Raw genomic sequence first — 26,812 nt, forward strand, 5'->3', positions numbered from 1 at the left:
CTGTTAACGCATCGCGCCTTATAGCCAGGGGCCCGTATCCCATCGGATGCGGGCCCCTTTGCTTTGCCGTGGCCCCGGGGCGCACGGCCTTTAAGGATCTTCGCCGGAGCGTCGCGTGCTGCGAGGGCCCTGCGTCTAGAGCTCGGCCTCCGCATGGTCTCGCTGCGCCTCGGGCAGCTCCCCGTAGAGCGGATGGTCTTCGAGCCTAAAGCGCTCGACCTGTTCGGGAGTGTGGCCGCGCACAAAGAGCCACGAGCGATCGATCGGCGTCGCCATGAGCGTGCTGGGCAGTGCGTCGGTGCGGTCGGAAAACACCCGGGCGCTCTCGGGATCCTGGAACGCCAGCACCAGATGCGTGTCGCAGTTGCCCATGATGGAGCGTGCGCGTGCCTCGCCATAGAGCGCATCGAGCTGGTTGGTCGACTGCAGCAGCAGCGTTGCCCAGATGTTGCGGCTTCGGATAATCGAGAGCACGTTGTCGATCTGGGGGATCTGCAGATTTGCGAAGTCATCGAGCATAAAGCGCACGGGCACGGGCAGGCTGCCGCCGGGTTGCCTATCGGCCTCACGAATGAGGCCCATAAACGCCTGCGAAATAAAGAGGCCGGTCAGCGGATCGAGATTGCGGTCAATATCGCTCACGGTTACAAACAGGGCGCAGGGGGTGTGTCCCATGGAAGCGAAGTCCACCTGATGGCACTCACGATAGAGCTGTGCCGCACCGTCGAATCCCAGACACATGACCTTTTCGGCAAGGATGCCGACGATGCTCGCGTGCATGCGCTCGGCATTTTGCGTAATGGCGTAGCGCCGCCATAGCGAGAGGGCATAGCTTTGGGGGTCGGTCGTGATCAGGTCGTCAAACAATCGACCCGTGGCACCGTCCTGCAGGTGCTCGATCAGCTTGATGACCGAGCTGATCGTCTGCTCGTCGGCGGGTAGCTGTTCGGTGACGTAGGCGATAAGACACGACAGCAGGTTTGCCGCCGCATGATCCCAAAAGGGCTGGTTGTTGTCCTCGATGGGGCAGATGGCCTTTGCCACCGAGAGGATGTCCTGCTGGTTGGGCCTGCCGTCCGCCTTGCGGCGAATGTGCCTCAGGGGGTTGTAGCCGCAGCGCTCGATGCCGGGCGCAAGGGCCGGGACGGTGTTGAGGTCGGCGAAGTTGAGACATTGCACGCGGTAACCGTGGGCTGCTAGCACGGGTCCCACTTCGCGACAGAGCGTGCCTTTGGTGTCGAGCACGATGTAGCTTGCGTTCATTTGCAGTAGGTTGGGCTTGAGGACGTTTCGGGTCTTGCCGGCTCCCGAGGGGCCGATCACAAGTGCATTGTTGTTGAGTCCCGTTTGGCGGGTGTCGCAGGAAAGCGTTCGATCCTTGGCGAGGATGGTGGACGATGCGGACTCAGATGCGGCGAGGCGGCTGGCGAGGTTAGACATGGGCGACCTCCTTGGTGGTCGAGAGGATTTCGTGGGCAAAGCCGAGCTCGACGGCGCGCTCGGCCGAAAGGTAGGTGTCTTTTGCAGTGAGGGACTGGATGCGCTTGGGCGTGAGGCCGCTGCGGTCCGAGAGGATTTGCGTGAGGGCCTTGCGGGTCTGCATGAGACGCCGGCTGGTTTCCTGCAGCGCAAGTGCCGAGCCGCCTGCCCCCTGGGGGATCAGCGGGTCGTGAATCATGAGCTCTGCATGGGGCGCCATACGACGATCGTCGCCGCCCATAAAGATCACGGCGCCCATGGACGCGGCGAATTCCAGGCAGACGGTGCGGATGGGGCACGATGCGAGGCGCATGGCGTCATAGATCGCAAGACCCGATCGCACGCTTCCGCCGGCGCTGGCGACAAATATGGTGATGGGGCGGCTGGGGTCGGTGGCATCGAGCAGGCGGATCTGCTGGCATAGGTCGTGGGCCATCGGGGTTTCGATGTTTCCCATGACGGAGAGCTCGCGACGGGCGAGCATCTCATCGTAAATGCTGGTGAGCGTGATACCTCGGGCGGATTCACGCATGGTGAGGGGGCTGATGATGGGGGAATGATTGGTGTCCATGGGGACTCCTTTCTGTTGGTTGCGTTGTGGAATAGGGTTATAGCTCGCGCAGAGGCTGGTGGGCTACAGGGTTCGTCCGAGCCTGAGATCGAGCTCGGTTGTGGGGCAGGCTGCCTGTCCGTGCGGCTCGCAAGCGCCAAGGGCTCCAAAGCGATGGAGCGTTGCGACGGGCGTGGTATAGGCGAGCCGCAGCTGATGCTCGACAGGGGCACATCCGTCTTTTTTGTAATGGGCCGTGTAGTACTGCGCGATGCTGGCGTTCATCTCGCTGCCATTGCGATGGCGCTCAAACTGGCGTCTGCAGGTCTCGATGATCTTTGCTACCGACTTGGGTGCCGTCGCGGGAACAAGGGCGAGATAGCCCTCAAATAGTTCGTTGATGCTCAGGAGGCACAGCAGGTCGATCAGCGTCCTTATGGCTGCTCCCTCGGCAGAAAAGTGCGCGGTCATGCGGTTATATCGGTTGCGGTCGACGATGGCCGCATGGGGTCTTGGAGTTTTCTGCCCCGTGGTCCCGGGCTTTTGCCGCGCCTGTGTATTGAGCTCGACGTTGCAGCGCTTGAGGCCGTCCAACGGAAGGAACAGTGCGGTGCGCAGGGTGTTCCGCTTGCTTTCGAGTTCATGACGCTCGTCGGGTTCCCATTCGAGCTTGAGTTTCGTGTCGAGCGCCGTAAGCATATGGGCTAGGCAGCCTACGGTAAGAACGTACGAATCGTTGTCGCGTTTTGGGGCATAGGGGTCTGTCAGCTTGCGAATGTCGGGGTCGCCCATGATCTTTGTGCAGCGCTTCAGCAGTTGAGGGTGGTCGGCCAAGATCGTCGCGAGCGGTAGCGACGCGTAGTTCTTGATGGTCGCGGCGGCAAAGGCGGCGTCATATTCGTTTGCATATGCTCGCTCAATTCGGGCATCCAGAATGCTTTTCTTATCGCCGTCTTCAGCGTGGCGGTTTGTCATAGCTTCTCCAATCGGTTGATGTTCGTGCTGTTTGTTGATGTGTTGGTTGTCGTGAGTGATGTGCTTGCCGTGGGTGATGTGCTGACGTTGGGGTGCTATGCGGTTTTCAATGAGCCCGTGAGGCAGTTGCTGCAGGGGCGGGATGGAACGGCCCATGCAAGGCGGAAGGCATCGTGCTCAAAATCGAGACAGCAATGCCCTGGGTGCCTCACATGTGGCAGTTACCTCATTAAGTTGTCATTGCGTTTGGGGTTGTACTTTGCCGATCTTCCTTCTCTTACACGCTAAAACTCAAACTTCATATGCTCGATCTACTTAAAACCGCAACGGCGGTCTTTTATCAACTTATATGTCGGAACGCGTCTTTGCAAGTACTTTTTTGCCTTTGTTTCAAATGGGGTGGTTTTGCAACCGTCATACGCGCGCTGTGCGAACGTGCCCCGGCTCGGATAAGATAGTGCGCGATAAAAACGATGCAAGGAGGCACATATGGCAATCAAAGCCATCGCAATGGATATCGACGGTACGCTTACCAACGATCAGAAGGTGATCAGCCCGCGTACGCGCGAGAAGCTGCTCGCGGCGCAGGATTCGGGCATTAAGCTCATTTTGGCTTCGGGCCGTCCCGCATGGGGGCTGCACGCCTTGGCGCAGGAGCTCGACCTTCAAAACCATGACGGTCTGCTAGTCGCTTTCAATGGCGCGCATGTGGTCGATGCTCAGACTGATGAGGTCCTTTTTGACCAGGCCATGCCGGCTGACGAGCTGCACCGTCTGATTGATCATCTGCGAAATTTTGACGTGATCCCTATGATTTCGCTCGGTCGCGATCTGCACGTCGAGGACTCGTACCATTGCATGATCACGCTGCCTGACGGCTCGCAGAAGAATATCGTCAAGTATGAGCGCGACGCGTGCGATCTTAAGATTCGCGAGGTCGAGAGCCTGCACGAGGTCGCTGATGCTTATCCCGTGGACAAGCTACTCACTGCGGGCGACCCGGCCTATCTGCAAGCGCATCACAAGGAGATGTACGCGCCCTTTACTCAGACACTTTCGGGCATGTTTACGGCCGACTGGTACTTTGAGTACACGGCGCCCGGTATCGACAAAGCCCGTGCGCTCGAGGGTGCCCTGCCCAAGCTCGGCATCGATGCCAGCGAGGTCGTATCGTTTGGCGACGGCCAGAACGACAAGTCCATGATTGAGTGGGCCGGCACCGGTGTTGCCATGGGCAACGCCGTCGATGAGGTTAAGGCTGTAGCCCAGATGGTGACCGCCAATAACAACGAAGATGGTATTGCAGTGGCGCTGGATAAGCTGCTGGGCTAGAATCGCCGATAATGCATGGTTCGGGCGCCTGCTTACAGGCGCCCTTTTGTTAGGGAGGGTGCCGTGTCCGCATTTCCGTTCGACGCCGTTATCTTTGACATGGACGGCGTCATTGTCGATACTGAGTATTACTACCTTGGCGAGACTGCCGCGTTTGCCAAGGAGCTTGGGCTTAACCTGACTCAAGAGGAGCTGAATGGCCAGGTCGGTACCTCGCATCAGTTCTTTCTGCATATGCTAGTCGATTGGTTTGAGCGCGCCGGTAAGGGGCATTTTACTGGCGAGGAAGCGTTGGCCCGTTGGGACGAATGGGCGCATAAGCGTCCGCGCGACTATCAGGCTTTGATTAACCCAGGCGCCGTGGATACGATTCGAGAGCTGCCGCGCCGCGGCGTTCGCGTGGCGCTTGCCAGCTCGTCTCCCATGGATAGCATCGAGGAAGTGCTCAACGCATGCGGGCTGTCGGATGCCTTTGAGTATGTGGTGAGCGGCGAGCAGTTTAAGGAGAGCAAGCCCGAGCCCGACATCTACCTGCATGCGCTGGACCTGCTGGGGCTGCCCGCGAATCGCTGCTGCTGCGTTGAGGATTCGGTGCCCGGCATCACTGCCGGCAAGCGAGCCGGCCTGACAGTCATTGCCAAGCGCGAGGAGCGCTTTGGCTTTAGCCAGGATGCCGCGGACAAGATTATCGACCAGCTGCCGGAGCTGCTCACGCTTTCTTAGGAGCGCGGTAGTTGCGCGTTTTTCGGGTCAGATGAGTAAATAGCCAACATTTTGGTGCGGCAGCAAGCATACTTTATGCTAATGCGGGCTCAAGGGCTTGTTGAATGCCCTTGAGCCCGCTTTTGACTTAATTGTGCTGGGAGAGGGTATATGCCACCGACTGAAGGGCTAACTGACGGTAAAGCAGCGATACCGCTGTACCAACAGGTTATCGATATCATTAAAAACGAAATCAACTCCGGCGCCTACAAGGCAGGCGCGCGGATACCCAACGAATTCGAATTGGCTGAGAGCTATAAAGTTGGCCGCGTTACCGTGCGGCGCGCTATTGAGGAGCTCGTCCAGCAGGGCTATCTAACGAAGCGACAGGGGAAAGGCACGTTTGTTAATGCCCCCAAGCTCAAGCGCAAGATTCGCCAGGAGGATGACGTCCAGAGTTTTTCGGACGCATGCCGCGTTAACGGAATGGAACCGGGGGCGTGTGTCATTTCGAGAAAGATACTGCCGGCGGATTCCACCGAAGCGCAGTTCTTTGGTGTTCCCGTTGGAACTGACTTGATTTGCGTTGAGCGCGTGCGCACTGCCGATGGCGTCCCTGTCATGCTCGAGAACAACATATACGTTTACGAGGACAACGCCTATCTATCAACGGCACCTCTATCTAACCAATCCATTTTTGAGTTCGTGCGCAACCGGACGGGCCGCACGCCCGCGTTTACCGACCCGTGCACGCTCGAGATCGCGTGCGCGTCGCCCGAGGTCGCTCGACTGTTGGCAGTTCCCGTTGGCGAACCCTTGTTTTATATGGAAGCCTTCTTTTTCGATGAGCAGCGGCGGCCGTTTATCATCGGTCGTCAGCGAATCGTTGGGTCTCGCTACGTTTTTGACATCTAGGACATTGCGAATGGAAGCGCCCGGTTGATCATCTCACCGGGCGTTTCCATACCGTTCACGGCGCAAACGCAACCGTTCAACCGCGTTGCGGCAATCAGTTTGAAATTATCTTGATGACGGGAAAAGCTGCTGGTAATCTATGGGACGTCATAGAACGTTTGCCTTGTGCAAACGTTGAAGCGAGATGCGATGCAGTCTCGAGTTCTTTGGAGGTATCTATGTCAGATACGAAGGCGAAGAAGACAAACAGACGTTTTAAGTTCAAATTACCGCATGTCTATACGATCATGTTCTTGCTGATCGTTGTCTTTGCGGTCCTGACTTGGATCGTTCCCTCTGGTCAGTATCAGCGCAAGACGATTTCGACAGCGGCGGGCGAGCGTGAAGTCGCCGTTGCTGGAACCTATGAACAGGTCGATAAGAACTACACCGATTCCGAGACCGGCGAGACCATCAATCTGGGTCAGGATATCTTCGCGGTCCTGCAAGCGCCCACTAAGGGCATCCAGGAGGCTGCCGACGTTGTTGCGTTCGTCTTATTGATTGGCGGATCGTTCGCAATCATCACCAAGACCAACGCTTTGAATGCCGGCATGAGCCGTGTGATTAAAAAGCTCAAGAACAAGGACATCCTCATCATTCCCATCACGATGACGTTGCTGTCCATTTGCGGCACTACGTTTGGTATGTCTGAGGAAGCCCTGCCGTTCTATGCCATCTTCATTCCCATCATGATGGGTATCGGCTATGACTCGATGACGGCATTCATCATCTGCTTCCTTGGTCCTAACCTGGGATATTGTGCTTCGACCATCGACCCGTTTAATGTTTTGATCGCCCAAGGCATCATTGGCATCGAGGGTAATCCGCAACTGTGGCTGCGTGCCGTTTCTTGGGTCATCTTCACTGCCGTCGGTATCGCATGGGCCATGCGCTACGCCATGCGCGTCAAGAAAAATCCCGAGTCGTCCATTGTGTACGAGGACGATAAGCTCAAGCGTATTGAGTTTTCCGTGACCGATGCCTCCATCGAGGAAGAGTTCACTATCCGTCAGAAGCTCGTGCTTATCGATTTTGCTTGCGGTATGGGCATTATCGTCTGGGGTCTTGTTACCCAGGGCTGGTACATGAATGAGATTTCCGCCGTGTTCCTTGGCATGGGCTTGCTTGCCGGTATCCTGGGCGGCCTTGACCAGCAGACGATCGCAGAGGAGTTCGTTAAGGGTCTTGCCGACTTTGCGTACGCTGCCATCGTTATCGGTATCGCTCGCGGTATTCTGGTCATCGCCGAGGGCGGCATGATCATCGACACCATCCTCCAGGCGCTCGCTACTGCGCTTGCCGGTGCACCCGCCGCCGTCTACACCACGTTTATGTATATCGTCCTTGGCCTGCTCTCTTTGCTGGTTCCCTCGAGTTCTGGCCTGGCGGCGCTCACCATGCCCGTTATGGGCCCCCTGACCGAGCTCATGGGCCTCAATCCCGAGGCGGCCGTCACCGCGCTCCAGTTTGCCAACCAGACCATCAACACCATCAGCCCCGTGGCGGGCATGACGGTCGCCGGTCTTGCCGTGGCTAGGATTTCGTTTGGCCAATGGTGGAAGACCATTTGGAAGTTCTTCATTTTCATGGTCGTCTTTGGCCTGATCGTAACGGCAATCTCTGGCATGCTTCCGGTGTAGGTGGTTGTGATGTCTGATCGTTTGACGGTCCTGACGTCTAAGAGCGTCTTTACCGGTACGGGGGACCTGCCGTTTGAAGGTTTCGTAGCGGTCCGTGGCAATCGAATTGAGGCTGTTGGCACCAAGTGTGAGGTAGCTTCGTATTTGACTCAGGCGGACGAGGTTGTTGACCTGGGCGACCGCACTGTCATGCCTGGCCTGATCGATGTGCATACCTTCTATACAGGTTGGGCGCTGCGAACGTTGGGGTCTGATCTGTCCGGCATCGCTGATGCCAAAGAGGCCGTGTCGCTCTTGCGTGCATGGAAAGAAGGTCATCCGGATTGCGCGGCGGCTTTTGGCCACAACCTACCCGAAACGTTGGCATCGGATGCCGAGAACGCAAATACAGCAGCTGTGTTTGACGAGTGTTTTGGCGATATCCCTGTCGTCTGCTTTACGCCGGGCGCGGAGACCTGCGTTCTCAATGCTGCCGCCAGTGCGCGATATGGCTTTACACCCCAGGCGTGCTATGCCGAGAAGATCTGGCGCATGATGAGCGATTTCCTCGCGCTGCCCGAGGTGCGTGCCGGGTATTCGGACTACATGAGCATGCTTAACGAGCGCGGCGTTACCGCCATCAAGGAAATGGCGTTTGATGACTACTACGGCTTTGCCGACGAAATGGCTCGCCGTGAGGAATCTGGTGAGCTGACGGTTCGCGTCTCTATGATGTCGCAGCCGGTGGGCGCCGGTGCAAATCTGGCATATGCCCGCGAGGCGCGAGAGCGCTTCCGGGGACCGTTCGTTCGTTTTTCTGGCTTCAACCGTATGACCGATCGCGGCGTATGGGTGGGGCTTGCCGAGATGATTGACCCCTATGAGGACACGGCCGATGCGGGCGCTGCCGGCAAGACAGTCGTCGAGGAGCCAGAGTGGGATCTGATTGAGAACGAGCTGCGTGCAATTGATGCTGAGGGCTTCCGATACTCCTTGCATTGCCAAGGCGATGGCGCCGTTCGCCGCACCGTGGCGCTCTATGCCTCGCTGCCTCGAGACGAGCATGGACGGGTGCTTCGCCGCCATGCGATTACCGATCTCGAGAACTCTGACCCGACCGATCTTGTCGAGTTTGGCAAGTTAGGTGGAATTTGCGAGGTCTATCCGCAGATTCTGACGCTGGACCGGCGCGAGGATTGCCTGTCGATGATGCGTCGACAAATTGGCGAGACGCGACTTTTGCACAGCTGGAATCGCCGCGGCATGGAAGATTCCGGATGCACAGTGTGCTGTGGAACGGATTTGCCACTGCTGATTCCGAGCCTGGGCGAGTCAATCTACAGCGCGTGCGGTGGATTCTTCGCCGACGGACTGCCCGTGAATGAGGTCAACACGCTGACGCTTGTCGAGCTCTTGCGCGCTTGGACTGCCGGGGGCGCGTACGATCTGATTCGCGAAGACGAGCTGGGTACGCTTGAGGTCGGCAAGCTTGCCGATATCTGCGTGCTCGATCGGGATGTGTTCGACCTCGATTATCGCGACGCACGCGATCTTGCGGTTGATATGACGATGTCGGACGGACAAATCGTGTTCGATCGAAATAAGGAGGCATAAGATGTCTGAATCCAAACCGACGCTGCGTCGCGAGCAGATTGCGGGCATGAATATCCACTACATCATGTGGTCGCTCGATTACTTCCTTGATGTGCAGCAGCGCTTGGGCTTTGAGTCCATTGAGCTGTGGTGTGCAGAGCCGCATGTGACGCTCGACCATACGGGCTACTTTGAGGCTGAGGTCCTGGCGAAAAAGGCTGCAGACCGTGGGCTTAGGTATCGTACTCTGTGCCCCGAGAATGTTGTCTATCCTTGGCAGTACTGCGCGCGCAAGCCGCTGCATGAACAGCGCAGCCTGGCGTACTTTAAACACGGCATTGAACTTGCCGAGGTACTTGGGTGCGACCGTATGTCCATCAACTCGGGCTGGGGCGACTGGGACGAGGACCGCGAGGAAGCCTGGAAGCGCAGCCGCGAGCACTTGTCCATTCTGGCGGAGTATGCCGGCGAGCACGGTCTGGTGCTTACGATGGAAAGCCTGCGTCCCGAGGAGAGCAACCTTGTGACGACGGTTTCCGATGCGAAGCGCATGATTGACGAGGTCGCGAGCCCGTACTTACAGCCCATGGTTGATACAACCGCGATGGGCGTTGCTGGCGAGACGCTCGAGGACTGGTTTGCCACCTTTGGTGATGGGGCAATTCACGAGATGCACTTTATCGACGGTGACCCGTATGGCCATCTGGTGTGGGGCGATGGCAAGCACGATATGGACGCCTTCGTTGCCACACTCAACGTCCATGGTTTCGACGGCATGCTGGGCCAGGAAATTACGGACGGCCGTTACTACGATGACCCGGCGGCGGCTGATGCCAAGAACATGGCCGCATTCGAGAAATATCTGATTGACTAAAACAACTATCGGCCACGCAACCAACGTCATTGATTGCGGCCCAAACAAGAAAGGAACTGGATATGAACGCACGCGATCTGATCAAAGAGGCAATTGCCGAGAAGGGCAAGTTCGACAGCGTCTACTGGATTGCTTGCGGTGGCTCCATGATCGATTTGATCCCGGCTCATGAGCTTCTGCAGCGCGAGGCAACCACCTTCACTTCGTATATCTATACCGCGCGTGAATTCGACATTATGCGTCCGCGTCGTCTGGGCGAGAAGTCCCTGGTCATCGCTTGCAGCCACAGTGGCAATACCCCGGAGGTCGTCGAGGGCTGCGAGATTGCCCTTGCCGCCGGCGCTACGGTGATCGCCCAGACCGACAACGCTGGATCCAAGATCGACTCCGGCAAGTGGACCACGTGGGTCTACCCATGGGGCGAGGGTGTGCCGCAGGCCGAGGTCCCCGCTGGCATTTCGCTGTCGCTTGCGGCCGAGCTGCTCGATCAGCAGGAGGGCTACGCCGATCTTGCCGATATGTATGCCGGTATCGCCGAGATGGATAAGATTCTTCCCCCGGCACGTGAGAAGGTAAATGCCGAGCTGGGCGATCGTTTTGCCAAGCTTTGCCAGGAGCACGAGTTCTTCTATATTCTGGGCAGCGGTCCCAACTTTAGCCAGACCTACGGTTTCGCTATCTGCTCTCTTATGGAGATGCAGTGGCAGCACTGCAGCTACATCCACTCTGCCGAGTACTTCCATGGCCCCTTCGAGGCTACTCAGGATGGCGTTTTTTACTTCCTGCAGATGGGCTCCAGCGAGTGCCGTGCTATGGACGAGCGCGCCCTGGCGTTCCTTAAGACGCATACCGATACGCTGATGGTGCTCGATGCCAAGGAGTACGGTATGGAAGCCGTGCCGGCGAGCGTCCGTGCCTATCTGGACCCGGTGCTGTTCTACGCCATGAACTGCGAGCTGCGTGCTGCACGCGGCAAGGTGTTTGATCACGATCCCGATTTCCGTCGCTATATGGGTGTTGTCGAGTACTAGAAGGAGCAAAGGCCATGGCATTTAACGTTAACGCGCTCGGATTTGGCGACAACGTCGTCGATCGCTACGAGCATATCCACACCATGTATCCCGGCGGCAATGCGGTGAACTTCGCCGTTTATGCCAAGAAATGCGGTGCCGCACGCTCCGCATACATGGGCATTTTTGGCAATGATGCCGCTGCCGAGCATGTCATTGCAAGCCTCGAGGATGAGGGTATCGAGCTTGACAAGTGCGAGCAGATGATTGGCGAGAACGGAGCGGCTCGCGTGACCGTCGTTGACGGTGACCGTGTCTTCCTCGGCTCCAACGAGGGCGGTATCCGTGGCGATGCGCGCTATGTCCTCGATCGCTTTGACCTTTCGTACATGAAGCAGTTCGATGTGGTTCATTCGGGCAACTATTGCTTTACCGAGCGCGAGCTGCCCAAGTTGAAGGCTGCGGGCGTCACGGTCTCTTTTGACTTTTCGGACGACTCTACCGACGAGTACTACGAGCAGATTGCGCCCTACGTCGATTTCGCTTTCTTTAGTGCGGCGGATGCTGCGAGTGAGGATGAGATTCGCGAGCGTCTGGCATGGGTGAAGGGCCTGGGTCCGCGTTTTGTGTCGGCTACGGCGGGCGCCGAGGGCTGCATTGCTTACGACGGCGATCGTTATTACCGCCAGCTGGCTAAACCGGTAACGGACATGAAGGACACCATGGGGGCGGGCGACTCGTTCCTTACCTCGTTTTTGATGTGCTATCTCGATTCCGCCAAGCGTGGTGAAGATGGCGCCGAGGCCATCGAGCGCGCGCTCGACTTTGCTGCCGGGTTTGCCTCGACCGTGTGCGGCATGGAAGGTTCTTGGGGCCACGGAGCACCAATCGTCGAATAGCCGAGCGGTCCCGGGGAGGTGCAGGCGCCTCCTCGGGACCCGGTGTGCAAAAAATGCCAAATATGAGTACTGTGACTAATTTAGTCGCAGCAAAATCAACCCCTTCAGACGTGATTTGAGCGTCTGGAGGGGTTTAAGATTTGCGAAAACGCAGGATGAATGACTGTAAAAGCTTTAATTAGCGGACAATCGAGGATTATTCTGGCGGTTGGAAAGTTAAAAGAAATGTATCCATTCCGGTAGCAGTACTCATATTTGGCATTTTTTGCACACCAGGGGTTAGCGAAGGTCAAAAACAGAGCGCGCATTTGTTAAAACTATCGACTCGATGTGCTTTGCGTCGCAGTTTTTGAGCGAGGTGATGCGTTCTGAGGTCCTTGTGAGCGACCTGATGAGCGACTGCGTGCTTGTTTCTGTGTTTGGCTCGGCCGGCGCATCGGTCTCGAGCAGTAGGCGGTCGAGTGGAATCTGTCGTGCGTATTCGCGACCGCGCTTGGTCGCGAGCATGCGTTCGTTGACGGAAAAATAGCAGCCCGCATTACGCGCGCGGGTGAGTTCGTCCGAAGTGCCGCTAAACCAGTGGAAGATGATAGCGGGGGAGTCGGGGTTTGGGATGAGTAGTCCATGCGATTCGAGGACGTCCAGTACGGCTCCTGCCGAACGAACGGCGTGAATTGATATCACGCGCCCGGTAAGAGGATGCTGCACGAGCGCATCGCAGAGCCGGTTAAGTGCCTGTATTTGTAGCGGCTCACTTCCAGCAAAGCGCGCGGAAAAGTCGAGTCCGACTTCGCCGATGTAGCGTTCTTGGGCAGCAACTTCGCAAAGCAGATTGACTTCGGCAAAACCGCAGTGGCCATCGGCGAGCCACCAGGGGTGAAGCCCAACGCCGGCGATGATGCCCGGGTGGCGACGAGCGCGCTCGTTTGCGGCCGAAAAGTCGCGTGGATCGATGCCGCAGTCAAATAGACCCAAGCCCAGCGCCGTCGCCTCATCAGCAACGGCGTCCGGGTGGGCCATTAAATCAAGATGGCAGTGTGCATCAAATAACCGGGGCTCCATCTCGGCGCGCTCCGCTAGTCCAAGCGCTGGCCATCGGCGCGCACGCGCTCGGTGCCGCGGCCACTGATCTGGCGGATAACCTCGCCGGCAATCATCTGGCCCATGATGGGCGGCATAAAGCTGGCGGTTCCGAGCTCGGTGCGCTCGTGGATATTGGAAGGGTCGCGGGGCTGTGTCTTAACCGATTCCTCGCAGCTAAACAGTACATGTAGACTCTTGATTCCGCGCTTCTTGCATTCTTTGCGCATGATGCGGCTCATGGGGTCACGTACCGTATCGAAAATGTCGGCAAAGCGGAGGCACTCGGGATGGAGCTTGTTGGCCCCGCCCATGGAGCTAACCAAACGAATGTCGTGGTCCTGAGCATATTTGGCAATGGTGAGCTTGGCCGAGATGGTGTCGATGGCGTCGACGACGTAGTCGAGCTTGCCGTCCGTCTGCTCCAAAACGCGCGCGAAAAATTCGTCGATATTGTCGCTCAACAGGTATTCGGTGCGCTTGATGACGGTAGCGGCTGGATTGATGTCGTGGATCATGGCTTCCATAACATCGACCTTGCGCTTGCCGATGGTGCTTTGAAAGGCGATGGCCTGGCGATTGATATTGCTGGGCGCGATGATGTCCTTATCCAGAATGACGAAATGACCAATGCCGCCGCGGACAAGTGCCTCGCAGCAATTGGAGCCCACACCTCCGCAGCCGAGCACCAGCACCGTGGCGGCGGCGAGTTTGTCGAGTGCCTCGCGGCCCATGATGATCTCGAGCTTGGTGTCGCGTGTCTCGTTGGGGGTTGCGGCTGTGGTTTCGGTCATAGACATCCTCCGATGGGGAAGCGAATCGTGTTTTAGCTATCGTCATTATAGGTATTATCGCGATTCCATTTGAGCCCTAGGGGCTTGTTGAAATGAGGCAGTGATTCGCATAAGATGAAGCAGATGGCACCCGTTGCCGCGGGTTGGCCAACTCCCAAACACGTTTGTAGCGTGAGAAGTGGCCGTCTTCGCATTACGCGGGGGCGGCTATTTCATTCGACCTCCAATGTGGATGCCGAGCTCCACAGCCGCGATTACAAGCAATAACAACGTCAGGACATCGTCAATACTCATAGTCCATTTCCTTCTCGGGTAGAGGGAGCTGGCCCATCTGCTTCAACTTCCATTGTAGCTAAATACGAACGAATGTTCTATAGATGTTCCTGTATTAGATAGTTAGACAAACATCTAAATATCGAGTATAGTGTGCGCGTCATGAGAGATGATGAAAGGGGGTCTTATGCCGGGAGAGGGTTTTAAGGCGCTTGCCGATCCAACGCGACGGCGCATTTTGGAGTTGCTGCGCGAGGGCAATTGCACGGCGGGGGAGCTTGCCGAGCATTTCGATATCAGTAAGCCGTCGCTAAGCCATCACTTGGCGACGCTCAAAAACGCCGGGTTGGTGACCGACGAGCGCCATGGCCAAAACATCGTATACAGCTTAAACACCACCGTCATGCAGGACTTGATCGGTTGGTTTATGGGCTTTACAAACACGGAAGGTGATAAGGATGAATAACGAAAACAAGGGCATTCACGCCACGGGGGTATCGCGGCGTGTGTGGATTGCGCTGATCGCTCTGTGCGTCGCCAATGTCGTAGCGCACCTCATAGTGATGCCGAGCTTGCCTGCGCAGATTCCCACGCACTGGGGCGCGAACGGCGCCGTCGACGGTTGGGGTCCTAGCTGGATGGCCTCCGCGCTCGGCGTGCTGCCTCTGGCACTTCTCGCAATGTTCTGCGTGGTGCCGCGCATCGATCCCAAAGGTGAGGCATATCGAACCTCGGGCAAGTTCTATCAGGGCTTCGTAATCGCCTTCACCTTGTTCATGTGCGCCATAAGCTGGTTGGGTGAGCTTACGATCTGGGGCGTGGTGCCGGCGGTCGGTTCGGTCAACGTGCTGATTTCCGGTGCTGTCGGTCTGCTGTTCATCGGCGTAGGCAACTACTTGCCGCGTGTGAAGCGGAACTATACACTCGGTATCAAGACGCCCTGGGCGCTTGCCGATCCCGAGAACTGGCGCCGTACGCAGCGCTTTGGCGGTGCCTGCTTTATGGTGCTGGGTGTTGGCCTGATTGCGATGGGCGTGGCGGGCAGCGTGCTTTCGAGTGAAGTCGTCGCCGCGGTGATTGCGGTTCTAGCGTTTGGTTCGGTCGGAGCCGTCTACGTCTACTCGTATCTGCTGTGGCGCAAATCGCAGCGAGCCGCTCGTTAAGGTTGCGGAAAACTAGCGTACGCAGTTCATAGTATGTTCCGGGGGACTTTTCCCAGGTAGTATTAGGGGGTATGGGCAACCATGCCCCTTTTTTCGTTAAGTTTCAGAGCTGGTTTCCTCATTTCGTTTCTACTAAAGCGAATCAAGAATAGAGAAGCAGCAGGTAGAAAGGATAAAACAGACAAATGGCGGAGTTTATCTACCAGATGTATCAGGCTCGCAAGGCCCATGGCGACAAGGTAATCCTTGACGACGTGACCCTGAGCTTCTACCCCGGTGCCAAGATCGGCGTCGTGGGTCCCAACGGTATGGGCAAGTCGACCCTGCTCAAGATCATGGCCGGCATCGAGGAGGTCTCCAACGGCGATGCCAGGCTCACCCCTGGCTACACCGTGGGTATCCTGCAGCAGGAGCCGCCGCTCGACGACGACAAGACCGTCATCGAGAACGTGCGCATGGCATTTGGCGACATGATCGCCAAGGTCGATCGCTTCAACAAGATTGGCGAGGAGATGTGCGACCCGGATTGCGACATGGACGCCCTTATGGCCGAGATGGGAAAGCTCCAGGACGAGATTGACGCCGCCGACGGCTGGGATATCGATTCCAAGCTCGGTCAGGCCATGGACGCCCTGCAGCTGCCCGATTCCGACATGCCGGTCAACGTGCTTTCCGGCGGCGAGCGTCGTCGCGTGGCCCTGTGCAAGCTGCTGCTCGAGGCTCCCGACCTGCTGCTGCTCGACGAGCCCACGAACCACCTGGACGCCGAGTCGATCCTGTGGCTCGAGCACTTCCTGCACAACTACCAGGGCGCGGTGCTTGCCGTTACGCACGATCGCTACTTCCTGGATAACGTTGCCGAGTGGATCTGCGAGGTTGACCGCGGTCACCTTTATCCCTACAAGGGCAACTACTCAACGTATCTGGAGACCAAGGCCGCGCGTATCGAGGCTCAGGGCAACCGTGACGCCAAGCTCGCCAAGCGCATGGAGGCCGAGCTCGAGTGGGTACGCAGCTCGCCCAAGGCTCGCCAGGCAAAGAACAAGGCCCGTCTTGCTCGCTACGAGGAGATGGAGGCCGAGGCCCGCGCAAGCCAGAAGCTCGACTGGACCGACATCCGCATCCCTGTGGGCCCGCGTTTGGGCAACAAGGTGCTCGAGGCCCATCATCTGCACAAGGAGTTCGATGGCCGCGTGCTCATCGATGACCTTTCGTTCACCCTGCCGCGCAACGGCATCGTGGGCGTGATCGGTCCCAACGGCGTGGGCAAGACCACACTGTTCAAGACGATTGTGGGTCTGGAGCCGCTGACTTCGGGCGAGCTCGAGGTGGGCGAGACCGTCAAGATCTCTTACGTCGACCAGAACCGTTCCGGCATCGACCCCGACAAGAACCTATGGGAGGTCGTCTCGGACGGCCTGGACCACATGATGGTCGGCGAGACCGAGGTTCAGAGCCGCGCTTATGTGGCGAGCTTTGGCTTTAAGGGCCAGGACCAGCAGAAGCGCGCTGGCGTGCTCTCCGGCGGCGAGCGCAACCGTCTGAACCTGGCGCTCACGCTCAAGCAGGGCGGCAACCTGTTGCTCCTCGACGAGCCCACGAACGACCTCGACGTCGAGACGCTGTCCTCGCTCGAGGCGGCGCTGCTCGAGTTCCCGGGCTGCTCGGTGGTCATTAGCCACGACCGTATGTTCCTGGACCGCGTCGCCACGCACATTCTGGCGTGGGAGGGCACCGACGAAAATCCGGGCAACTGGTATTGGTTCGAGGGCAACTTCGAGGCCTATCAGGCCAACCGCATCGAGCGCCTGGGCGAGGACGCAGCCCAGCCGCATCGTATTCACCGCAAGCTCACGCGCGACTAGTCGAGCTCAGGTGGCCTAACGAGAAAGGGACGATAACCTTGAGGGTTATCGTCCCTTTTTGTTACTTGGTAGAAGGCTCGACTTTATCGATGGTCCAGGCGGCTCCGAGACCGCCGGTGGTGTTGCGGCGGATGCGCACGGTGACTTCGCGGCGCTCGCCGGCCTGCGTGTAACGCAGGGGGAAGCTTGCGCGGTTTCGCGCGACCTCGATGGTACCGCGCTCGCGGGCGATCCAGTAGTACTCGCCGACGATGCCGAGGGTGTCGGCGCCGTAGGGGAGATAGGTTGACAGCTGGTGCAGAAGCGGGCCGGGGCAGAAGATCTCGGTTGTGAAATCGACGGGGAAGTCCTTGGGGATGGCGGGCGCTGCAGGTGCGGGGGTTGGGGCTGCTGCGGGTGCCGAAGCTGGTGCCGGTGCGGGAATTTGGTCGCAAGCAGAGGTGGGCACGGACTCGATGACGGGTGCGGACTCCGGCGTCGCTTCCGGCCTGGTCGTGAAATCTGCGGGCTCCACGGTGACGGGCGCGTCCGCAGCTGCAGTTTCAACCTCAACCTGCGTCGCGTTCTCGTTCTCGACGCTCGGCTTTGCCTCGATGGGCGTGGATGCCATGGTGGTGATGCCGGCGTTGGCGTTCTCGGGATCATAGACGACCGTGAGCGAGATGGCGGGCTGCGGCGTCTCGGGCTCCGGCGCCGACTCGGTAGCGCCTTGATCGGCGGTCTCGTCGGACTGATCGTCCTCAGCCTCGTCGCCAAAGTCGTCGCCAAAGACATCGCTGTTTTGGAACGCAGGCGTCTCAGGCTGGTCAGCGGCTTCTTCGGTTGTCGACTTGGGAGCCTCGTCGAGCTCCGCAGTGGCTTCCTGCTCGGATATGACTTTGGAATCGGTCGTGGCGGCGATTTCGGTTTCGGCTTCTGCTGTTACCTCAATAGCGACTTCGATCTCTGCCTCGGGCTCGGGTTCCGGCGCGGCTTCAACCATGGCTTCGGGCTCGGGACGCTTAACGTGCTTAGGGCGCACGGCCTTGAGGTCCTTCTCGCCGCGCTTTTTCTTTTTGTAGGACTGCTTGGCTCCCTTGGCTGCCTTGGGCTTGTCCTCGCCCTTGGCAAGGGCGGCATCCCAGGTATCGTTGGCGATGACGGTGGCATACAGGCGACCGCCCTTAAAGACGGTCAGTCTAATGCAGTCGTCGAGCTCCTCGAGCAGCTCGCGCGTGGACTCGAAGCCCAGGTCATAAGCGGTCATGTCGCCGGCGGCGAGCACCTCCTCGACCTGCGTCATAAACGTTTGCTTGCCGCACCCAATCGCGTCGCGCAGCAGACGATACAGATAGATGTGGTTGCCCAGCGATAGCGTGGGCGTAACTATTGTCTTGCTCATGGCAAATCTCCTCTTTACACACCAAAGCATCTTACCATCGCACGGGCCTTGCCATCTCGTCACCCAAGGTAAACGGGCGCGACCGTTGCCGGTTCGCGCCCGTTATGCAGGTCGGTTATCTATGAGAGACAAACGTGCTTAGTTGCCCGATGCCGTGTCTTGGCTCGAGCTGTCTGATGCCGTGCCGGAAGCGGTTCCGCTCGAGCTGTTGGTGTTGCTATTGTCGGTAGATCCCGTGCCCGATGCATTGCCGCTCGTCTGGTCGCCTGTGCTCGGTTGAGAGCCGTCAGTCGTTTGGCTTGAGTCAGTCGTGCTGGATTGCGTGCCACTGTTGGCCGTAGAGGAATCGGCGCCCTGCGATTGATCGGGGGTGTTCGATGACGAGTCGGTGGATGCGGAGTTGCCCTGCGGGTCGTCCTGCTGGCTTTGCGATTGACCGGAGCTATCCGCGTCGTGCTCGGTCGTATGCGACGAAAGGATCGGCTCGGGGCGCTCGCCCAGGCCCTCACCGGCAGTGGTGATAAGGATGGCGCCGGCGCAGGCGATGACCGCGACGATGGCGATGGCGATCGAGAAGATGATGACCTTCTTTTGCGTCTGGCTGCGCTCTGCCGCCGCCTTGGCGCGCAGGCTGTCGGGGGCGACGCGCGCCGTGGTCGCGCGCCCTGCAATCTGGCGCATCTCCTGGGTAGTTGCGGCGCCGCCTAAGTGCTCCTCGGCATTAAACTCAACGGGTTCATAGGCGCCGGCGGGGTAGTCGACGTCGGCGTGCGTACCTTTGAGGGCTTTGGCGCTGGCGGAGATAAAGTGGCGGTAGACCTGCGAGGACACAACGGTGATGACCGAGCTCACGGCGGCGCCAATTACTGAACCGGCAATACCAATCTTGGAAGCAAGCGCGACGCTCGTGGCGGCGGCTGCGGCGCCGGCGATGATCTGGGGAATGGAAATGTCATCGAACAGGCCCTTTTTGGGCGTGATGGCCATGGTCTGTCCGATGGAATGGTTTTCGTGAACGCCGTTGTTGAGCGCGGCTGGTGTCATGACGCGCGTGCGCGGCGCGTCGGTGTACTTGGTTGTCATACGGGGCCCTCCCGGTGTAAATCTGCTTCGTTTCATGTAGCCATCAGGGTACCCACCAGATGTGAATCGTACGTGACATTTAACAGATATCATCAACTCATCAATTGCTCACCAAGTTGGTGGGATGCGGTTACACCCGGCGGTTGAACTACAATAGGGCTTGCTAATTGTTGTGAATGGCGTCTACGCACGGGAGCATTCTTATGAATCTTCACCTTTCTCAGTCTGATGGCTTTTTGCGTGTGGCGGCGGCGTCGCCGCGGATTCGCGTGGCCGATGTCGAGGGCAATGCCGAGGTTGCGCTGGCGGCTGTTCGCGAGGCTACCGAGCGCGGCGTCCGCGTGCTGGTGCTGCCCGAGCTTAACCTGACCGGCTATACCGCGGCTGATCTGTTCCATAACCGTACATTGCTGCATGCCTGCGAGACCGCACTGGCACATATTCTCGATGAAACCCGCGAGCTGCCGATTGTCTTTACCATCGGTCTTCCCGTTGCAGTTGCCGAGAATATCTACAACTGCGCCGCCGTGTGCTGCGCGGGCGAGCTTTTGGGTCTTACGGCCAAGAAGTATCTGCCCAACTATGGCGAGTTCTACGAGCGCCGCTGGTTTGCTCCGGCGCCCGCAGATCCTGTGTGGGTCGAGTTTGCCGGTCAGGGTCCGGTTCCGCTGGGTTCGGGGCTTGTCTACCGCTGCTGTGATGAAGGTGCCGAGGACATGATGCTGGGCGTTGAGGTCTGCGAGGACCTGTGGGTGCCGGCGCCCCCTTCGACCGAGATGGCGCTTGCCGGTGCGACGGTGATCCTCAACCCGTCGGCCTCGGACGAGATTATCGGTAAGGCAGACTATCGCCGCAGCCTCATCTCCAATCAGAGTGCGCGCCTGTACTGTGCCTATGCCTATGCAGATGCGAGCGAGGGCGAGTCCACGACCGACATGGTCTTTGCGGGCGAGAACCTCGTCTACGAAAACGGATCTAAGCTCGCCGCCGCGAAGCTCCTCACCTGCGATATGGCCGTCGCCGACGTTGACCTTGACCGCCTGGTTGCCGAGCGTCGCCGCTCGACGACGTGGACGCGCGCGGACGATGCGCCGGAGGCCACGACCATCGAGTTTTCGTTTGAGGGCGTGCTGGTTGAAGAACCTGTCCTGCGCGATGCGCTCGACATCGGCCGTGTCTTCCCCCGCGCGCCCTTTGTGCCGGCCGACCATGGCGACCTGGCCGAGCGTTGCGAGACCATCCTCGACCTGCAGACCGCCGGCCTCAAGACGCGCCTTGCCCACACGGGCACCAAAGCTGCGGTCATCGGTCTTTCGGGTGGCTTGGACTCCACGCTGGCACTGCTTGTGACCGTGCGTGCCTTCGATGCGCTGGGGCTGCCGCGCACGGGTATCACGGCGGTCTCCATGCCAGGTTTTGGCACGACGCATCGCACCAAGTCGAATGCCGAGTCGCTCGCCCGCGACCTGGGCGTGGGCTTCCGTGAGGTTTCGATTCACGCGGCCGTGGAACAGCACTTTATGGATATTGAACACGACCCGGCAGTTCAGGATGTGACCTACGAGAACAGCCAGGCGCGCGAGCGTACGCAGATTCTGATGGACCTGGCCAACCAGGCTGGCGGCTTTGTCATCGGCACCGGCGACCTGTCGGAGCTGGCGCTCGGCTGGGCTACCTATAACGGCGACCACATGAGCATGTACGCCGTCAACGCGAGCGTGCCCAAGACGCTTGTGCGCCATCTGGTGCGCTATGCGGCTGATGTCTTTGGCGGGCGTATCGCCGAGGTCTTGCTCGACATTCTCGATACGCCGGTGTCCCCCGAGCTTCTGCCGCCCACGGGCGACGGCGAGATTGCACAGAAGACTGAGGATTTGGTGGGTCCGTACGAGTTGCACGACTACTTCCTCTACTACCTGCTGCGTTTTGGCTTTGAGCCGGGCAAGATCTACCGCATGGCGCTCAAGAGTTTCGAGGGTGTCTACGACGCCAAGATCGTCCACACGTGGCTGCGCACGTTCTATCGTCGCTTCTTTGCCCAGCAGTTTAAGCGCAGCTGCCTGCCCGATGGTCCCAAGGTGGGCTCGGTGACGCTCAGCCCGCGCGGCGATTGGCGTATGCCGAGTGACGCTAGCTCGCGTCTGTGGCTTGCGCAGATCGACGCACTCAATGCAATTGACTGAGGTTGGCTAAATTGAACCAATACGGGGTTTGTAAGCGTTACACTTTTGCAATCTGATGGCCCGTATCGCGCGGCGCTCTTGTCGGAGCGCCGCGTTTTTTATATCGAAAGGTGGCACCATGCAGGCATCGCAGCGTCTCGAGCGCTTTGGCGCGGAGGTCTTCGCCTCGCTCAACAACAAACTGCTTGCGCTGAAGGCTCAGGGCAAGACCATTTACAACATGAGCGTGGGCACGCCCGACTTTAAGCCGTACGACCACGTGGTCGATGCGCTCACACAAGCCGCCCAGGATCCCGAGATGTGGAAGTACGCCCTGCGCGACCTGCCCGAACTCAAGCAAGCCGTGTGCGATTACTATGAGCGCCGCTTTGGCGTTTCGGGCATTACGCCGTCCATGGTGCAGTCGTGCAACGGCACACAGGAGGGCGTGGGTCATTTGGGCCTGGCTCTGCTCGATCCGGGTGATACCATCCTGGTGCCCGATCCGTGCTATCCGGTCTTTGAGGCGGGCGCTAAGATTGCCGATGCCAAGCTCGAGTACTATCCGCTGGTTGCCGAGCACAATTACTTGCCCTATGTGGCGGGCATCGATCCCGAGGTGGCCGACCGTGCCAAGTACATGATCGTGTCACTGCCCGCCAATCCGGTGGGCTCGGTGGGCACGCCCGAGATCTACGAGGAGATCATCGCTTTCGCCCACGAGCACGACCTGTTGATCGTCCACGACAACGCATACTCGGACATTGTGTTCGACGGCGAGCCGGGCGGCAGCTTCTTGCAGTATCCCGGCGCGCTCGAGGTGGGCGTTGAGTTCTTCTCGCTTTCCAAGTCGTTTAACGTCACCGGTGCGCGCATCGGCTTTTTGGTCGGTCGCGAGGATGTGGTCTCGGCCTTTGCCAAGCTGCGTGGCCAGATCGACTTCGGTATGTTCTTCCCGATCCAGAAGGCTGCTATCGCTTGCCTGAACGGTCCGCGCGATGAGGTCGAGGCGCAGCGTCTGAAGTACCAGGAGCGCCGCGATGCTCTGTGCGACGGTCTTGAGGGCCTGGGCTGGGAGCGTCCCAACGCGCATGGCTCTATGTTTGTGTGGGCCAAGCTTCCTGGCGGTCGCACCGATTCCATGGCGTTTTGCGAGGAGCTCATGGAGAAGGCCGGCGTTGTGGTGACGCCGGGCGCGAGCTTTGGTCCTTCGGGCGAGGGACACGTGCGCATGGCGCTGGTTTTGCCGCCCGATCAGATCGCTTTGGCTGTCGAGGCCATTCGCGAGGCGGGCCTGTATTAGAAAGTTGTCTCGGCTCGTCAATAGCTCGAAACCGATTTCGTGCAGTTATTTTACGAATTCTGCAAACAATTTCGGTAAACGGTCGATTTTTGGCTGCGAATAGGAGCATAATCAAAGTCCCGATTGGATGTATTGGGATTACGGCAAGCCGCTCGGGTCGTTCCCGGGCGGCTTGTTTGTGGAGAGAGATGGGAGTTTCTAATGGTTAACGAGAAGAAGGTCGCTATTGTCGGCTGCGGTTTCGTCGGTTCGTCTTCGGCGTTCGCGCTGATGCAGAGTGGTCTGTTCTCTGAGATGGTCCTCATCGACGTGGACAAGAACCGCGCCGAGGGCGAGGCCCTGGATATCGCGCACGGCATGACGTTTGCCGAGCCGATGAAGATCTACGCCGGCGATTATTCCGATGTCGCCGACGCCGCCATGATCGTCGTCACCGCTGGCGCTGCCCAGAAGCCCGGTGAGACCCGCCTGGACCTGGTCAACAAGAACGTCAACATCTTTAAGTCCATTATCCCCGAGATTAAGAAGTCCGGCTTTGACGGCATTCTGCTCATCGTCTCCAACCCGGTCGATGTTCTGACCTATGCCGCCATCAAGATGTCCGGCCTGCCCGAGGGCCATGTCATCGGCTCCGGTACCGTGCTCGACACCGGTCGCCTGCAGCAGATGCTTGGTGCCCACGTCGAGGTTGACCCGCGCGACGTTCAGGCCTATGTCATGGGTGAGCACGGCGACTCCGAGTTTGTCGCTTGGTCCAGCGCTCAGGTTGCCGGCGTTCCGCTGAACACCTTCTGCGAGCTTCACGGCCACCTGGAGCACGAAGCCGCCGAGAAGCGTATTGCCGAGGACGTCAAGAACTCCGCCTACACCATCATCGAGAAGAAGCACGCCACCTACTATGGCGTCGCCATGGCCGTCAAGCGTATCTGCACCGCCGTCATGCGCGATGAGCAGACCGTTCTGCCTGTCTCCTCGCTCATGGTGGGCGAGTACGGCCTGTCCGATCTGGCCATCTCCATGCCGACGGTCGTTGGCCGCGACGGCGTCGTTTGCCGCGTTCCCGTGCCGCTGAACGATGACGAGCAGCATGAGCTCACCGTCTCTGCAAAGGCCCTTAAGGACATCATCGACAGCGTCGACTTCTCCTGCTAAATCAAGCTCGCTAGAGCGAAAAGCTACAATGAAGGCGTCCGGGTCCACACGGCCCGGGCGCCTTTTTGGTGCAAAGTAACCTGACCCCAATGCACCATCCCTATACACCATGGTTGATGGGAGGGCCATGTCGGATTCGCCTAATTTTTTGACCTATGCCCAGACGGCGTTTGATCCGTTTGAGGAGCGGCCGTTCTGCGCGGTGGATAGCCTGGTCTTTGCGTGGTTGTCCTATTTGCGTTTGCCGGGTGATATGGCGGAGCTGACGAACTGGCAGGGCCTAGACGTACGCGAGCTGCTGCGTGCCGAGTGCTACCGGGACATGATTGACGACTTGTGGGATCCAGAGGGGAGCAGGGCCTTGTTGGAGGCCGTGGCAGCAAGCCCTCGCTACCGTGGCGTGCACGTTTGCGGCTATCGTGCCGTGAGCGATGTGGTGGCGACAGAGCAGTTTGCAGCCATGGCGTTCCGGTTTCCGGCGGGGTTTAGCTATCTTTCCTTCCGGGGGACCGACAGCACGATTGTGGGCTGGAAAGAGGACTTTAACATGGCGTTCCGGTGTCCTGTGCCGGCCCAGGAATCCGCGGCGCGTTATGTGGACGAGGCGGCGGATGCGATTGACGGGCCGCTCTTGTGCGGAGGCCATTCCAAGGGCGGAAATCTGGCTGTGTATGGTGCAGCGATGTGCTCAAGCGGTGCTCGCAACCGGATTGAGCTGGTCTTCTCCCACGATGGCCCTGGCTTTGTCGAGGAGTTTCTGAACGGAGACGCCTTTGCGAGCCTTTCTGGTCGTATTGATAAAACCCTGCCCCAGTCTTCGATCTTCGGCATGATGTTCGAGACGCAAGAGGACTACGCTATCGTCGAAAGCACCGAGTTTAGCCTGCTGCAACACAATCCCTTTAGCTGGGTGGTCGACGGCTGCGATTTTGTGTATTGCGAACGCCTGTCTGCTGGCGCGCGATATGTTGATGGCTCTATTCGCGAGATGCTGCTTGCAGTGTCACCTGGCGAGCGCGAGCGTTTTGTAGATGCGTTGTTCTCCGTGTTTGAGGCTACGGGCGCCGAACGTTTTGCGGATATCGCCGGGAACATGCGCGAGAACCTGCCTGTGATGCTCCGGGCCGCCCAAGGCTTTGACAAGGATACGCGCCATTTTGTTTCGCAGACCATCGCGGCAATTCTTAGATGTGCATTGCTGCCCAAACGCCCTCAGATCGACATGTCCGCTGCCGGTAAGAGTCTGGCAGAACAACTCGAGGCCTGGCAGTCCGAGCTCCTGCGTTAACCATTGGTGCAGAGAAACCTGGCCCCAATGCAGCAATCTTCGATGCGCTTGGGGCGGGCTCGACCGCTATACTGGTTCGTGCCGAAATCGATCTAGAACGGAATGCCGTATATGAAAATCAATCACGCGATTCTGCATATCCTGGACTTTGACTCTGCCGTTAACGTTATGAGCCAGCGCGAGCTCGATATCGAAAGCCGTACCGTGCGCAACTTCGTGACCACGCATCTGCGCCGCGCACGAACCTCGGCCGACAATAAACGTGCCACGTTTGCCGAGAACTCTGCGTTTGGCGGCGAGCTCAAGGGCTATTTCTTCGGCGAGCGCGAGTTCGTGGACCTGTCGCAGCAGATTGCGGAGTTTATCTCCTCCGAGCTCACCAAAGCCGAGAAAGCCGAGTCCACCGACGTGCTCGTGGCCGATTTTGACGACGATGAGGATGCCCGCTGGTTTGCCGTGATGCTGCTGGGCTCCAAGCAGGCTTTTATGCACGAAGTGGGCCGCGAGGAGGGGGAGGTACGCAACGACATCGCGCGCCACTACGCTATTCTGCCAAACCCCTCGCAAAAGGTGCCGAGCTATGCCATCGTGCGCGCGAGTACCATGGAGATCGGCTACGTGGACAAGAAGCGCAAGATTGCCGGCGAGGACCGTATGCTTATCCCCGATGGCCTGCTGCAGTGCGACACGGGTGTATCGGGCAAGGAGGTCATCGACACCGTGACGCGTGTGGTCGAGGAAGTCGCCGAGGAGCATGGTGCCAATACGGCCGTGGCACTCGCCAAGGTTAAGGCTGCCGTTGCCGAGAAGGTTGAGGATGACGAGGAGCTGCCGCCTTGGGATATCGTCGATGAGGTCTTTGAGGACGAACCGGTCATCAAGGAAAGCGTGCGCGCGGCACTGACCGAGGAGAAGGTTCCCGAGCGCGTTCCCGTGGAGCGCAAGCAGGTCGAGCGCGCGGCGGTGCGCAATCATAAGATTCGTACCGACACGGGTATCGAAATCAGCTTCCCGGCAGAGATGGGTTCGAACTCCGAGTACATCGAGTTCGTCAACGAGCCCAACGGCCTCATCTCCATCGAACTCAAGAATATCGGGTCAATTGAGAATCGATAAACTGCGCTTGAACTTCAGACAAAGCAAAGGCCGAAACCCTTCGGGACTTCGGCCTTTTTGCTTGGAGCTGAATTGAGTTGCAGACTGAGCATAAGTCAGACACTATGACCCAATCCAGGGGCACGGAAACGACAGGAGCCCCCGCTCGTGACCGCGGGTCGG

Annotated in this window: 23 protein-coding genes; 16 read left to right on the forward strand and 7 right to left on the reverse strand. The window is 58.7% G+C overall.

What is annotated here, in order from left to right; genetic code table 11:
- Window positions 1-135 precede the first annotated feature (135 nt).
- The 3 genes from ACKUUJ_RS07825 to ACKUUJ_RS07835 all read right to left on the reverse strand — a co-directional run bounded on the left by ACKUUJ_RS07825 (window position 136) and on the right by ACKUUJ_RS07835 (window position 3,004).
- Window positions 136-1,440 carry a VirD4-like conjugal transfer protein, CD1115 family gene (locus tag ACKUUJ_RS07825; protein ID WP_409065225.1) on the reverse strand — a complete coding sequence of 435 codons (1,305 nt, stop codon included), beginning with the start codon at window positions 1,438-1,440 and terminating at the stop codon, window positions 136-138.
- Entirely contained in the window at window positions 1,433-2,050 is a 618-nt protein-coding gene (locus ACKUUJ_RS07830) for an ATP-dependent Clp protease proteolytic subunit (protein ID WP_409065226.1), read from the reverse strand. The genes ACKUUJ_RS07825 and ACKUUJ_RS07830 overlap by 8 nt, the downstream gene beginning before the upstream one ends.
- Before the next feature lie 63 nt (window positions 2,051-2,113).
- Window positions 2,114-3,004, reverse strand: a complete 891-nt coding sequence (locus ACKUUJ_RS07835) for a hypothetical protein (protein ID WP_409065227.1) — start codon at window positions 3,002-3,004, stop codon at window positions 2,114-2,116.
- Between the two features lie 489 nt (window positions 3,005-3,493).
- Between ACKUUJ_RS07835 and ACKUUJ_RS07840 the strand changes: the two genes are divergently transcribed.
- From ACKUUJ_RS07840 to ACKUUJ_RS07875, 8 genes are all read left to right on the forward strand, one after another.
- Window positions 3,494-4,336 (forward strand): Cof-type HAD-IIB family hydrolase, encoded by an 843-nt coding sequence (locus ACKUUJ_RS07840; protein WP_409065228.1) that lies wholly within the window; start codon window positions 3,494-3,496, stop codon window positions 4,334-4,336.
- 63 nt (window positions 4,337-4,399) lie between these two features.
- A complete protein-coding gene (locus ACKUUJ_RS07845; RefSeq protein ID WP_328291069.1) occupies window positions 4,400-5,059 on the forward strand; it encodes an HAD family phosphatase in 660 nt (219 codons plus the stop codon).
- A 150-nt stretch (window positions 5,060-5,209) separates the two neighbouring features.
- Window positions 5,210-5,953, forward strand: a complete 744-nt coding sequence (locus ACKUUJ_RS07850) for a GntR family transcriptional regulator (protein WP_409065229.1) — start codon at window positions 5,210-5,212, stop codon at window positions 5,951-5,953.
- A gap of 218 nt (window positions 5,954-6,171) precedes the next feature.
- Window positions 6,172-7,635 (forward strand): YfcC family protein, encoded by a 1,464-nt coding sequence (locus ACKUUJ_RS07855; protein ID WP_006234363.1) that lies wholly within the window; start codon window positions 6,172-6,174, stop codon window positions 7,633-7,635.
- A 9-nt stretch (window positions 7,636-7,644) separates the two neighbouring features.
- The gene (locus tag ACKUUJ_RS07860; protein ID WP_409065230.1) at window positions 7,645-9,228 is read left to right on the forward strand and encodes an amidohydrolase; all 1,584 of its coding nucleotides are present in this window, start codon (window positions 7,645-7,647) and stop codon (window positions 9,226-9,228) included.
- A 1-nt stretch (window position 9,229) separates the two neighbouring features.
- Window positions 9,230-10,081, forward strand: a complete 852-nt coding sequence (locus ACKUUJ_RS07865) for a sugar phosphate isomerase/epimerase family protein (RefSeq protein WP_409065231.1) — start codon at window positions 9,230-9,232, stop codon at window positions 10,079-10,081.
- Window positions 10,082-10,143: 62 nt separating this feature from the next.
- Window positions 10,144-11,112, forward strand: coding sequence for an SIS domain-containing protein (locus ACKUUJ_RS07870; RefSeq protein WP_118066053.1), 969 nt, complete (start codon window positions 10,144-10,146; stop codon window positions 11,110-11,112).
- Window positions 11,113-11,126: 14 nt separating this feature from the next.
- A complete protein-coding gene (locus ACKUUJ_RS07875) occupies window positions 11,127-11,990 on the forward strand; it encodes a PfkB family carbohydrate kinase (RefSeq protein WP_409065232.1) in 864 nt (287 codons plus the stop codon).
- A 279-nt stretch (window positions 11,991-12,269) separates the two neighbouring features.
- Here ACKUUJ_RS07875 and ACKUUJ_RS07880 read toward each other — a convergent pair whose 3' ends face one another.
- Window positions 12,270-13,052, reverse strand: a complete 783-nt coding sequence (locus ACKUUJ_RS07880; RefSeq protein WP_409065233.1) for a TatD family hydrolase — start codon at window positions 13,050-13,052, stop codon at window positions 12,270-12,272.
- A 14-nt stretch (window positions 13,053-13,066) separates the two neighbouring features.
- Complete coding sequence (locus ACKUUJ_RS07885) at window positions 13,067-13,864, reverse strand: ThiF family adenylyltransferase (protein ID WP_055309765.1); 798 nt, start codon at window positions 13,862-13,864, stop codon at window positions 13,067-13,069.
- 460 nt (window positions 13,865-14,324) lie between these two features.
- Between ACKUUJ_RS07885 and ACKUUJ_RS07890 the strand changes: the two genes are divergently transcribed.
- From ACKUUJ_RS07890 to ettA, 3 genes are all read left to right on the forward strand, one after another.
- A complete protein-coding gene (locus tag ACKUUJ_RS07890) occupies window positions 14,325-14,603 on the forward strand; it encodes an autorepressor SdpR family transcription factor (protein ID WP_022094448.1) in 279 nt (92 codons plus the stop codon).
- Window positions 14,596-15,300 carry an SdpI family protein gene (locus ACKUUJ_RS07895; protein ID WP_409065234.1) on the forward strand — a complete coding sequence of 235 codons (705 nt, stop codon included), beginning with the start codon at window positions 14,596-14,598 and terminating at the stop codon, window positions 15,298-15,300. Before ACKUUJ_RS07890 ends, ACKUUJ_RS07895 begins: the two co-directional genes overlap by 8 nt.
- A 185-nt stretch (window positions 15,301-15,485) precedes the next feature.
- Window positions 15,486-17,165 (forward strand): energy-dependent translational throttle protein EttA, encoded by a 1,680-nt coding sequence (ettA, locus tag ACKUUJ_RS07900; protein ID WP_409065235.1) that lies wholly within the window; start codon window positions 15,486-15,488, stop codon window positions 17,163-17,165.
- 61 nt (window positions 17,166-17,226) lie between these two features.
- On the opposite strand, the gene ACKUUJ_RS07905 is transcribed toward ettA, so the two are convergent.
- Entirely contained in the window at window positions 17,227-18,546 is a 1,320-nt protein-coding gene (locus ACKUUJ_RS07905; RefSeq protein ID WP_409065236.1) for a hypothetical protein, read from the reverse strand.
- A gap of 138 nt (window positions 18,547-18,684) precedes the next feature.
- Entirely contained in the window at window positions 18,685-19,629 is a 945-nt protein-coding gene (locus tag ACKUUJ_RS07910) for a hypothetical protein (protein WP_409065237.1), read from the reverse strand.
- Between the two features lie 203 nt (window positions 19,630-19,832).
- On the opposite strand from ACKUUJ_RS07910, the gene ACKUUJ_RS07915 reads away from it, so the two are divergent.
- The 5 genes from ACKUUJ_RS07915 (at window position 19,833) to ACKUUJ_RS07935 (ending at window position 26,650) form a co-directional block, all read left to right on the forward strand.
- Complete coding sequence (locus ACKUUJ_RS07915; RefSeq protein ID WP_409065238.1) at window positions 19,833-21,812, forward strand: NAD(+) synthase; 1,980 nt, start codon at window positions 19,833-19,835, stop codon at window positions 21,810-21,812.
- A 118-nt stretch (window positions 21,813-21,930) separates the two neighbouring features.
- On the forward strand, window positions 21,931-23,094 hold the full coding sequence (locus tag ACKUUJ_RS07920) for a pyridoxal phosphate-dependent aminotransferase (RefSeq protein WP_409065239.1): 1,164 nt from the start codon (window positions 21,931-21,933) through the stop codon (window positions 23,092-23,094).
- 201 nt (window positions 23,095-23,295) lie between these two features.
- Window positions 23,296-24,246 carry an L-lactate dehydrogenase gene (locus ACKUUJ_RS07925; RefSeq protein WP_117735270.1) on the forward strand — a complete coding sequence of 317 codons (951 nt, stop codon included), beginning with the start codon at window positions 23,296-23,298 and terminating at the stop codon, window positions 24,244-24,246.
- Window positions 24,247-24,373: 127 nt separating this feature from the next.
- Window positions 24,374-25,534 carry an Mbeg1-like protein gene (locus tag ACKUUJ_RS07930; protein WP_409065240.1) on the forward strand — a complete coding sequence of 387 codons (1,161 nt, stop codon included), beginning with the start codon at window positions 24,374-24,376 and terminating at the stop codon, window positions 25,532-25,534.
- Between the two features lie 111 nt (window positions 25,535-25,645).
- Complete coding sequence (locus tag ACKUUJ_RS07935; protein ID WP_022094136.1) at window positions 25,646-26,650, forward strand: nucleoid-associated protein; 1,005 nt, start codon at window positions 25,646-25,648, stop codon at window positions 26,648-26,650.
- Window positions 26,651-26,812: the final 162 nt, after the last annotated feature.

The sequence above is a fragment of the Collinsella sp. wc0583 genome (assembly GCF_046116915.1).
Taxonomy (GTDB): Bacteria; Actinomycetota; Coriobacteriia; order Coriobacteriales; family Coriobacteriaceae; genus Collinsella.

Coding starts and splice junctions, on each gene's coding strand:
- ACKUUJ_RS07895 (WP_409065234.1), top strand. CDS start 14,596: ATGAATAACGAAAACAAGGGCATTCACGCCACGGGGGTATCGCGGCGT.
- ACKUUJ_RS07910 (WP_409065237.1), bottom strand. CDS start 19,629: ATGACAACCAAGTACACCGACGCGCCGCGCACGCGCGTCATGACACCA.
- ACKUUJ_RS07935 (WP_022094136.1), top strand. CDS start 25,646: ATGAAAATCAATCACGCGATTCTGCATATCCTGGACTTTGACTCTGCC.
- ACKUUJ_RS07925 (WP_117735270.1), top strand. CDS start 23,296: ATGGTTAACGAGAAGAAGGTCGCTATTGTCGGCTGCGGTTTCGTCGGT.
- ACKUUJ_RS07840 (WP_409065228.1), top strand. CDS start 3,494: ATGGCAATCAAAGCCATCGCAATGGATATCGACGGTACGCTTACCAAC.
- ACKUUJ_RS07830 (WP_409065226.1), bottom strand. CDS start 2,050: ATGGACACCAATCATTCCCCCATCATCAGCCCCCTCACCATGCGTGAA.
- ACKUUJ_RS07865 (WP_409065231.1), top strand. CDS start 9,230: ATGTCTGAATCCAAACCGACGCTGCGTCGCGAGCAGATTGCGGGCATG.
- ACKUUJ_RS07875 (WP_409065232.1), top strand. CDS start 11,127: ATGGCATTTAACGTTAACGCGCTCGGATTTGGCGACAACGTCGTCGAT.
- ACKUUJ_RS07880 (WP_409065233.1), bottom strand. CDS start 13,052: ATGGAGCCCCGGTTATTTGATGCACACTGCCATCTTGATTTAATGGCC.
- ACKUUJ_RS07920 (WP_409065239.1), top strand. CDS start 21,931: ATGCAGGCATCGCAGCGTCTCGAGCGCTTTGGCGCGGAGGTCTTCGCC.
- ACKUUJ_RS07855 (WP_006234363.1), top strand. CDS start 6,172: ATGTCAGATACGAAGGCGAAGAAGACAAACAGACGTTTTAAGTTCAAA.
- ACKUUJ_RS07905 (WP_409065236.1), bottom strand. CDS start 18,546: ATGAGCAAGACAATAGTTACGCCCACGCTATCGCTGGGCAACCACATC.
- ACKUUJ_RS07885 (WP_055309765.1), bottom strand. CDS start 13,864: ATGACCGAAACCACAGCCGCAACCCCCAACGAGACACGCGACACCAAG.
- ACKUUJ_RS07850 (WP_409065229.1), top strand. CDS start 5,210: ATGCCACCGACTGAAGGGCTAACTGACGGTAAAGCAGCGATACCGCTG.
- ACKUUJ_RS07930 (WP_409065240.1), top strand. CDS start 24,374: ATGTCGGATTCGCCTAATTTTTTGACCTATGCCCAGACGGCGTTTGAT.
- ACKUUJ_RS07890 (WP_022094448.1), top strand. CDS start 14,325: ATGCCGGGAGAGGGTTTTAAGGCGCTTGCCGATCCAACGCGACGGCGC.
- ACKUUJ_RS07860 (WP_409065230.1), top strand. CDS start 7,645: ATGTCTGATCGTTTGACGGTCCTGACGTCTAAGAGCGTCTTTACCGGT.
- ACKUUJ_RS07915 (WP_409065238.1), top strand. CDS start 19,833: ATGAATCTTCACCTTTCTCAGTCTGATGGCTTTTTGCGTGTGGCGGCG.
- ACKUUJ_RS07835 (WP_409065227.1), bottom strand. CDS start 3,004: ATGACAAACCGCCACGCTGAAGACGGCGATAAGAAAAGCATTCTGGAT.
- ACKUUJ_RS07870 (WP_118066053.1), top strand. CDS start 10,144: ATGAACGCACGCGATCTGATCAAAGAGGCAATTGCCGAGAAGGGCAAG.
- ettA (WP_409065235.1), top strand. CDS start 15,486: ATGGCGGAGTTTATCTACCAGATGTATCAGGCTCGCAAGGCCCATGGC.
- ACKUUJ_RS07825 (WP_409065225.1), bottom strand. CDS start 1,440: ATGTCTAACCTCGCCAGCCGCCTCGCCGCATCTGAGTCCGCATCGTCC.